Raw genomic sequence first — 9,346 nt, 5'->3', positions numbered from 1 at the left:
TGGTCGGGCGGGAGGCGATCCCGCATGCGTTGTTGTGTTTCAGTATGGCAAAGGTCAATTCGTCGAACTCGTCGATCAAACTAACCGCCGCATCGATATCCAGCAGGTTGTTGTAGGAAATTTCTTTCCCTTGCAATTGTTCGAAAAGACGGTCGAACTGGCCGTAGAAGATTCCTTTCTGATGAGGATTTTCTCCGTAGCGCAGGTTTTTCGCATCATCAATAGCGACGCGAAATGCACTGCCTGCCTGCCTGTCGAAATAGTTGAAGATGGCCGTGTCATAACCGGAAGATACGGCAAAAGCTTCTTTCGCGAACCATTGGCGATCCTCTAAAGTCGTATTGGCTCCCTTTTCCTCCAGTAAGTGAAATAACGGTTGATATTGCGTTTTGGAAGCGACGATTATGACATCCCTGAAGTTCTTGGCTGCTGCACGGATCAGTGAAATTCCGCCGATATCGATCTTTTCGATGATAGACGCTTCGTCCGCTCCGGATGCTACCGTTTCTTCAAACGGATATAAGTCGACAATCACTAAATCAATTTCCGGTATCTCGTAGGTTGCCAATTGGCTTTTGTCTTTTTCATTCTCACGGCGGGCAAGGATTCCACCGAACACTTTGGGATGCAAGGTTTTGACGCGTCCTCCAAGAATGGACGGATAGCCTGTCAGCTCTTCCACCGACTCGCAAGGGAGTCCCAGTGATTCGATAAATGATTGGGTACCTCCGGTTGAAACAAAGCTAACCCCTTCTTCATGAAGTTTCTTTAATAGTTCATCTAAACCATCCTTATGATAAACCGACACAAGGGCGCGTTTAATTTGTTTTGTTGCTGTCATTATCTTTTTGGTTCTCTATATTCTTTTTGGTAGGCACAAAAATAGAGAATAATTTCTACATACTAAAGATAAATATGCGTAATACTTTAAAAGAACTTCTTGCAATCTTCTCTGCCATGGGTATGGGATACTTTTGGGTCCTCAGGTATATAAAAAAGAATGAATACTTCATCTTTTACCTCAATACAGGGCAATCATTTTGTTTTCGCTGTTATGCCGCCCTCCTTTGAGAATTCATTAAAAAAACAAAAGGTTGTCATCACGACAACCAATCATCATTGTTAACCTTAAATCTAATACCATGAAAAACACATTGCAAATATATAAGCTTTATGTTATACAGCATATATATTCGGCAATAAAATTCTTTTTGTTGAGCATATTTAACATTTATCCTTGTTTTAATCAAGCAAGTGTTTAAATGTACTAAATATTTTATCCTTTATGGATGGATTGGGCTGGAAATTGGGAGATTTTTCCATATGCTTGATCGCATTTTTCTCTTCAGAGGTTAATGCTTCAGGCACGTAGATGCTGATATTAACCAATAAATCTCCTGTTCCGTAATGATGGACGGAAGGAAGTCCCTTATTACGCAGTCGGAGTACCTTGCCGGGTTGCGTACCGGGTTCGATCTTCACTTTAACTTTGCCGTCTACCGTAGGAACTTCCACCATATCGCCTAAAACGGCCTGCGGAATAGTTAATAAGAGATTGTATAAAAGGTCGTTCTCATCGCGAACCAGCTCGGCATGAGGTTCTTCCTCTATCAGGATCAGCAAGTCCCCATTGATTCCTCCCCGGCGGGCGGCATTTCCTTTTCCGCTCATGGAGAGCTGCATGCCCCCGGCTACGCCGGCGGGTATGTTAATGGTGATGACTTCTTCGTCACGCACGACCCCTTCTCCGTTACATGCCGTGCATTTTTTTGTGATGGTTCTGCCTTCTCCACCGCAATTCGGACAGACGCTTTGTGTCTGCATTTGTCCCAGGATGGTATTGGTTACGCGCGTTATCACTCCGCGGCCGTGACAGGTAGGACATGTTGTAATGCTTTTATCGTCTGCGGCACCCGTGCCGTGGCAATGGCTGCATGGAACATATTTCTTGACTTTGATCTTCTTTTCAACGCCCGCTGCAATTTCCTTTAATGTAAGTTTTACCTTCACGCGCAAGTCCGATCCCCGGTTTACCTGACGGCTCGATCCCGAACTGCCAAAACCGCCGAATCCTCCGAAACTGCTGAAATGACCGCCGAACAAATCTCCGAATTGGGAGAAAATATCATCCATCGACATGCCACCGCCGAATCCGCCGCTTGAAGCTCCGCTACCTACGCCGGCATGGCCGTATTGGTCGTAGCGTTGACGTTTTTGCGCGTCGCTCAGCACATCATATGCTTCGGCCGCTTCTTTAAACTTTTCTTCCGCCTCTTTGTCACCGGGGTTTTTGTCCGGATGGTATTGGATTGCCTTTTTCCGGTAGGCTTTTTTTATTTCTTCTATCGTGGAAGTCCGTTCTATGCCCAGCACTTCATAATAATCTCTTTTAGCCATCTTTTATTTTCTTTCTTATTCTCCTACTACGACTTTGGCATGACGAATGACTTTGTCATTTAAAGTATAGCCGGTTTGTACACAGTCAAGTATTTTGCCTTTCAGCTCATCCTCCGGTGCCGGGATCGTTGCCACCGCATCATAAGTATCGGAGTCGAACGGTTTGCCGATAGCATCGATCGGTTTTACTCCCTGCTGTGTTAAATAAGCAAGGAATTTATTATAGATCAATTGTACGCCTTCCGTCGCCGCTTTCACATCCTCTGTTTTCTGGATATTGGCGAGAGCCCGTTCGAAATCGTCTACGATCGGCAGTAAGCTGGTCAAGGCCGATTCGGCTCCGTTCCGTATCAAATCGGCTTTTTCTCTCAGCGTACGCTTCCGGTAATTGTCGAACTCAGCCATTAAACGTAAATGAGCGCCATTTAATTCCTCATATTTGGTTTCAAGGGAATGAAATAACTCTGCCACATTGTCGGATGGCTTTGGTTCGCCTGCCGTATTTTCCTGTTCATTCTGACTGTTTGTCTGCCCTGCTTCTTCCTGAGGCAGATCTTCAGGATTGATTTCAGTATTCTTATTATCCATCATTATCTAAATTGTATCTATTTATCCGTTAAACCTATACACATCTCCCATTCTCCTGGGGAAATTCCTTTTTCCTCTCCGGGATTGCGCTTTCATACCAGTCTATCTTCAAATATATTGCCAACTCTTCTGCATAAATAAAATAATCTTTACCTTTGTAACGATCGATTCGATACTATTTATAATGTATAAAGTTATTTTTATGAAGAAGGTTATATTTCCTGTATTATTTATTTTCAGTTCTTTCGTAATGCTCTTTGCTCAAAATGTAAATGATCGTATTTGTCGTTTGGGACTTACTTACGAAGTCAGTACGAATAAGTTATGGGGGAATCATAAACCGGTGGTGATAAGCGTCTATCCCTATTCCCCGGCAGAAATGGCAGGATTGAAACAAAATGATATCATTGAAAAGATAGACGGGATTTCGGTCCTGGAAATTTCCGAAGACGATTTGGGGGATCGGTTGAATCCGGCCGATCGTGACGAAGTGGTGCTTACGGTTTCCAATCTTTCTTCCGAGCCTCGCGAGATTCTGGTGAAAAAGGAATGCAAGCGCAGCGCCGCTATTGCGGAAGAGCAGTTAGCTTCCGCCTTTTCCATGTACAGTTTGGAAAGCACAGTGGAACGTACTTTTGTATGCCCCTTTAACACGATGACTACCCGGGATGCAGTTGATTTGACAAAATACAAAACATTCGCTTTTTCTTCGATTGACGAAAACAACAGCCAATTGGAGAATTCGATCAATGCCTCCATTCGCCGGGAATTGACTAATAAAGGCTTGCGTTATTCAACCTATCAACCTGACCTGCTGGTCGAAACGTATTATCTTTTCGATACGAATCCCAATTATAAAGGGAGGTCGGCTTCGAATAAGGAAGTAACCTACCGTTATGATTTTTCTACCGGAAAGATGGTGAAATTGCCTTTCCTCAACGTCAATTCGGGGCAATCCGAAGGACAATATATCCTGCAGTTCGGTTTCCGTTTCCTTGACCAGCGGATGACTCCCGGCCGCGTGCTTTGGGAATGCGAGGCCAACGAACTGCTGAACGACAGTTATTCCCTGGATGACTACGTACGTGTTCATATCCCATTGATGTGCATGCAATATCCTTACGTAAAGTACAACCGGAACGTTTTGTTCCGTGTCAGCCAGAAGAGCTATAACTATACGGGAATCAGCTATAATATCGACCGGCTATATGAAGTGGCGGATGTCGATCCGGGCTCTCCGGCCGGCAAAGCCGGCATTGCTCCGGGCGACAGGATCGAGCAAATCGAAGGAAAAAAGCTGGACCGCACGACGGAAGAATATACCTCGGCCTATAAGCAGTTTATCACCAGCACAATGAAACTTCGGGACAAGAAAACCATGTTTACCGATGCGAACGGCTTTACGCGGTGTATGTTCTGGGATACGTTCAAATACCCTCAGGTTGCTAAAACAATTCAAAATCCAAATAACCTGACGGTCTTTTCTTATTTATATTATTTTGCTCCATACGTCAATCCGTCCGGGAACAATCAGATTACCTTTACCGTACAGCGGGGTAATGGAGCGGAGGAGATAGGCATCCGGCCGGAAGTCCGTAAAGAGCTGACCATTGAAATCAATTAAAGCATTAATCATTTAATTACGTGATCTATCCTCAGAACTTTGAGCAAAAAATCGGTTTTGATAAAATACGCCAATTAGTAATTGCTAAATGTTTAAGCCCTTTGGGGAAAGAACGGGTGGAAAGCATGGCTTTCTCCGATCGATACGGGGAAGTCTTGGAACAATTGGCCCAAACGGACGAATTTGTCCGCATTCTCCAGGGGGAAACGGAGTTTCCTTCCAGTTATTTCTTTGATGTCCGTTCTTCATTGAAGCGGATCCGGCCGGAAGGAACCTGGCTGGATGAGAAGGAACTGTTCGACCTGAAGCGTTCCTTGCAGACCATCAGCGAAATTATCCGCTTTTTCCGCCCGGCCGGAGGAGAGGACAGTGATTTTCCCTATCCGGCGCTGACTGTATTGGTCGGCGATATTCCGGTATTCCCTTCATTGATAAGCAAGATCGACGCGATCCTCGACAAATACGGAAAGATAAAGGAAAATGCCTCGCCCGAACTGATGCGGATACGCAAGGAGATGACGGCTACGATGGGAAGTATTTCCCGCAGCTTGCAATCTATCCTGCGTTCGGCCCAGTCCGATGGTTTTGTTGATAAGGAAGTTACTCCGACGATGCGTGATGGGCGGTTGATGATTCCGGTAGCTCCCGCCTTCAAGCGTAAAATCCGCGGGATCGTACATGACGAATCGGCTACCGGAAAGACCGTCTTTATCGAGCCGGAGGCCGTCGTGGAGGCAAATAACCGGATCCGTGAACTGGAAGGAGAGGAGAGGCGGGAGATTCTGCGCATCCTGACGGAATTCACCGTAATCATCCGTCCGCTGGTACCGGATATCCTGCAGTCTTACGAATTTATGGCGGAGATCGATTTTATCCGTGCCAAAGCCTTGTTCTCCCTACAAATCTCCGCAATCAAACCACAGCTTGTCGACGGGCCGTTGCTGGATTGGAACCGGGCGATTCATCCTTTGTTATACCTTTCGCTCCAAAAGCAACAGAAGGAGGTAATCCCACTGGATATAGCATTGGACGAAACGAACCGGATACTGGTTATCTCCGGCCCTAATGCCGGAGGAAAATCCGTTTGCCTGAAGACGGTCGGACTATTGCAATACATGCTTCAATGCGGATTGTTGATACCGATACATGAAAGTTCGCGGGTCGGCTTATTTTCCCGGCTGTTCATTGATATCGGCGATGAACAAAGCATAGAGAACGATCTGAGCACCTATAGCTCCCATTTGACGAATATGAAGTTTTTCGTCAGGAACTGCGATGCACATACCATTTTATTAATCGATGAATTCGGGAGCGGAACCGAGCCTCAAATCGGAGGAGCGATTGCCGAAGCCTTGCTTATACGCTTTAACCGGAAGGGCAGCTTCGGCGTCATCACGACTCATTACCAGAATCTGAAGCATTTTGCGGAGAATACTCCCGGAGTGGTTAACGGTGCCATGCTGTATGACCGCCATCTGATGCAACCCCTTTTCAAGTTGTCCATCGGAAATCCCGGCAGTTCGTTTGCCGTCGAAATCGCCCGGAAAATAGGTCTTCCCGAAGAGGTGATTGCCGAGGCGTCGGCCAAAGTCGGCGCTGATTATATCGACATGGATAAATATCTTCAGGACATTGTGCGCGACAAGCGTTACTGGGAAAACAAACGGCAGAACATCCGGCAGCAAGAGAAGAAGCTGGAGCAACTGGCCAGCCGTTATGAAGAAGACCTGGAGGCGGTTCATGCCCAACGGAAAGATATTTTAAAAGAGGCGAAAGCCGAAGCCCAGAAGATACTTGCCGAAACCAATGCCCGGATTGAACAGACTATCCGGGAGATTAAGGAAGCGCAGGCGGAGAAGGACAGAACCAAGCAGATACGGAGCTCTTTGGATGACTTTAAATCTTCCGTCCTTCAGACGACAGAGGAGGACGAACGCATCCGGAGGAAGATGGACAAGCTGAAGGAACGGAAGGAGCGTAAAAAGGAAAAGCCGGTCGTATCCAAGCCTGCCTTTAACAAGCAAATTATTGAGGTGGGCGACCAGGTACGCCTGAAAGGCCAGACTTCCGCCGGCACCGTTATGGAATTGCAGGATAAACAGGCGACAGTTGCCTTCGGCATGATCAAAAGTACGGTGGCGCTCGATCGTCTGGAAAAGGTGAGCAAAGGCGAGCTGAAGCGCGAAACGCAAAAGAATGGCCTTGTCAGCGCACAACTATCCGATGAAATGCGTGAAAAACGCTTGAACTTCCGCCAGGAAATCGACGTACGGGGGATGAGGGGAGAAGAAGCATTGCAGGCGGTCACCTATTTCATTGATGATGCCATACAGTTCGGCGCATCTAAAGTGCGTATCCTACATGGAACAGGGACGGGGATCCTTCGCCAATTGATACGGGATTACCTCAGGGCAACTCCCGGTGTACGGCAATTTCAGGACGAGCATGTGCAGTTCGGAGGCGCCGGTATTACAGTAGTCGAATTAGAGTAAGTTTGTGTTATGAAACGTAAATCAGCGCATTATCATCGCCATGTCCCTTCCAACAGGCGTCTGGCAGACCATTATTATTATGTGGGAGATTCCAATGTGGCAACGGAAATCCGCTTGACACAATACAAAGGCGACTTGGCGCATTCCACGGATGTGAAACTGACGGAGCCTTCCTTTCTCAAATTAGTGAACCCGGACTACGTCAATTGGTTTCAGGTGACCGGCCTGACCGATGCGGATACGATTACGCGAATTGTAAAAGATTTTGGTTTCGACCGCCTGGATGCGAAGGATATCCTGACGCCGCATCATGTAGTGAAGGTGGAGAAAGTGAGTGACAAGCGTTATTTCATCATTATGAATGCTGAAAATTATAATGAGAAAGATGAGTTGACAGCCGAACATATTTGCCTCTTAGTCTCTGGGAATGTTATTATTACCTTCGTGGAAACTAATCCTTCCTTTTTCGAACCGGTTCATTCCGCATTGAAGGCCAATTTGATGGACCTGCGCAATCAGAGCGCTTTCCTGTTGTTGGCTTTCCTGTTGAACACTATTGCGGTCTGCTTGATTGAATGTGCCACCAAAATACAGGATTACCTGGAAGACGTGGAAGACAGGATGTTGGATATCAATAGTAACCAAGCCGATTTAGGTTCCGTCATACAGCAGCGGAGGCGCGAATACCTCCAGATCCGCAGGAACAGCCTTCCGCTCAAGGATCAGTTCATCAAATTAATACCCGAAGGAGAGGACGAGAAAAAGATCCGTCCGGTATATGTAGATCTGAACGACCAGGTGCTTTTCGTCTGCCAGACGGTAGAAGATTGCCGCGAGTTGATTTATTCGCTGGTCGACTTATATGTTTCCAATAATGACCTGCGGATGAATGCGATCATGAAACGGCTCACCGTCGTCTCTACCATCTTTATCCCGTTGACTTTCCTTGTTGGCGTTTGGGGAATGAATTTCAAAATAATGCCCGAACTGGAGTTTACCTACGGCTATTTTTTCGCTTGGATACTAATGATCGTGGTTGCTCTCGCCACCTGGTTTTTCCTTAAGAAAAAAGACTGGTTCTAAAGACTTTTCGCTGGCCGTTTATCGGCTAAAAAATTGAGTGCACTCATTTTTTCATTTCAGTGCACTGAATGGACAAATCGAGTATACTGACTTAACAAATCGAGTGCACTCGATTTTCAGGCCTTGTCTGCCATTTCCGGAACTACGGAATTCATCTCTTTTTTGTATAGATCCTGCATCACCAATCCGGCTAAGGTAAATCCAAAAATAGCGGTGGTATGAGCCATCGTTCCGTTGATGCGAGCTTTCGAACTGCACCATTCATGGTTGACGAGCGAAGGATTGCCGGGGCCGTTTTCCGCTTTCGGGCAGAGACAGTTGGCAGTGCCGCAGGAAGAGTTGGCGCCTTTATTTTCCAAAAGCTCTTCGCTGTATATACAGAGGAATTTCTTCGAAGGCCTTTCCCCCTGTTTTATTTTCTTCCGAAGGGCGGCGGCCAAAGGGCATCCCTTGACTTTCCAGAATTCGGCGATCTCTATCTTGAGCGGATCCATTTTGAGCGCCGCCCCCATACAGGAGTAGAAAACCGCCGGCGTTTTAGTTGCCGTGCGGATCAGATGTACTTTATTCTCCAGGCTATCGATGGCGTCGATGATATAATCATAAGTCTCCAGATGGAACGAGGCGGAAGTTTCTGCACTGTAAATCTGCTGTAAAGCCTGTATTTCGGCAGTTGGATTGATTTCCAGCAGACGCCGTTTCAGTACGTCTACCTTTACCTGTCCGACAGTTTTGGTCGTGGCCATCAATTGGCGGTTGATATTTGTCACGCATACCCGGTCGGAGTCCACGATGGTCAATCGGCGGATGCCTGATCGTACCAGGCTTTCGGCACACCAACTGCCGACACCTCCCACACCGAAGATAATCACGCGCGCCCCGGCAATCCGGTCCATCACACTGTCGCCGACCAACAATTCCGTCCGCTTAAAAAGCCCTTTTTCGATACCCATTGTTCTTATTTCTGAATTCGGCTGCAAATTTACAAAGATTTGCAGCATGACGAATAGTTCTTTCCTTTTTACCTGATTTTGGATGGAACGATTTTTTTTTCTTTAGAAAGAATAACGTTTGCCTTTGTTATTTCCTTAATTTCGCCCTCGAATCAATCAAAAGAGTTTTTCTCAGGGAAGGGGAGAGCTTCTCCTGTGGGATCACTAAT

At 46.5% G+C, this 9,346-nt stretch carries 6 protein-coding genes and 1 pseudogene; 3 read left to right on the top strand and 4 right to left on the bottom strand.

Annotated elements, in window-relative coordinates:
* The 3 genes and pseudogenes from BQ8014_RS12215 to BQ8014_RS12200 form a co-directional block, all read right to left on the bottom strand.
* A pseudogene (locus BQ8014_RS12215) lies at positions 1-841 on the bottom strand (bifunctional phosphoribosylaminoimidazolecarboxamide formyltransferase/IMP cyclohydrolase PurH); the annotation flags it as partial.
* A 401-nt stretch (positions 842-1,242) separates the two neighbouring features.
* Complete coding sequence (gene dnaJ, locus BQ8014_RS12205; protein WP_080904589.1) at positions 1,243-2,397, bottom strand: molecular chaperone DnaJ; 1,155 nt, start codon at positions 2,395-2,397, stop codon at positions 1,243-1,245.
* Between the two features lie 15 nt (positions 2,398-2,412).
* Positions 2,413-2,985 carry a nucleotide exchange factor GrpE gene (locus BQ8014_RS12200; protein ID WP_080905950.1) on the bottom strand — a complete coding sequence of 191 codons (573 nt, stop codon included), beginning with the start codon at positions 2,983-2,985 and terminating at the stop codon, positions 2,413-2,415.
* A 202-nt stretch (positions 2,986-3,187) separates the two neighbouring features.
* On the opposite strand from BQ8014_RS12200, the gene BQ8014_RS12195 reads away from it, so the two are divergent.
* The 3 genes from BQ8014_RS12195 to BQ8014_RS12185 are packed head-to-tail and all read left to right on the top strand — an operon-like array spanning position 3,188 to position 8,184.
* Positions 3,188-4,609, top strand: coding sequence for a PDZ domain-containing protein (locus tag BQ8014_RS12195; RefSeq protein ID WP_080905949.1), 1,422 nt, complete (start codon positions 3,188-3,190; stop codon positions 4,607-4,609).
* Between the two features lie 20 nt (positions 4,610-4,629).
* On the top strand, positions 4,630-7,101 hold the full coding sequence (locus BQ8014_RS12190) for an endonuclease MutS2 (protein WP_080904588.1): 2,472 nt from the start codon (positions 4,630-4,632) through the stop codon (positions 7,099-7,101).
* A gap of 9 nt (positions 7,102-7,110) precedes the next feature.
* Positions 7,111-8,184 (top strand): CorA family divalent cation transporter, encoded by a 1,074-nt coding sequence (locus tag BQ8014_RS12185; protein ID WP_080904587.1) that lies wholly within the window; start codon positions 7,111-7,113, stop codon positions 8,182-8,184.
* A 116-nt stretch (positions 8,185-8,300) separates the two neighbouring features.
* Here the strand turns inward: BQ8014_RS12185 and BQ8014_RS12180 are convergent, their stop codons facing one another.
* Positions 8,301-9,137, bottom strand: a complete 837-nt coding sequence (locus BQ8014_RS12180) for a tRNA threonylcarbamoyladenosine dehydratase (RefSeq protein ID WP_080904586.1) — start codon at positions 9,135-9,137, stop codon at positions 8,301-8,303.
* Positions 9,138-9,346: the final 209 nt, after the last annotated feature.

The organism is Parabacteroides sp. Marseille-P3160 (assembly GCF_900162725.1).
Lineage (GTDB): Bacteria > Bacteroidota > Bacteroidia > Bacteroidales > Tannerellaceae > Marseille-P3160.
Note: the sequence above shows the minus strand (reverse complement) of the source record. Positions and strands in the feature narration are given on the sequence as shown.

What these genes read in the sequence shown, in the direction of transcription:
- BQ8014_RS12185 (WP_080904587.1), top strand. Translation starts at nt 7,111, where the DNA reads ATGAAACGTAAATCAGCGCATTATCATCGCCATGTCCCTTCCAACAGG.
- BQ8014_RS12195 (WP_080905949.1), top strand. Translation starts at nt 3,188, where the DNA reads ATGAAGAAGGTTATATTTCCTGTATTATTTATTTTCAGTTCTTTCGTA.
- BQ8014_RS12200 (WP_080905950.1), bottom strand. Translation starts at nt 2,985, where the DNA reads ATGGATAATAAGAATACTGAAATCAATCCTGAAGATCTGCCTCAGGAA.
- BQ8014_RS12180 (WP_080904586.1), bottom strand. Translation starts at nt 9,137, where the DNA reads ATGGGTATCGAAAAAGGGCTTTTTAAGCGGACGGAATTGTTGGTCGGC.
- dnaJ (WP_080904589.1), bottom strand. Translation starts at nt 2,397, where the DNA reads ATGGCTAAAAGAGATTATTATGAAGTGCTGGGCATAGAACGGACTTCC.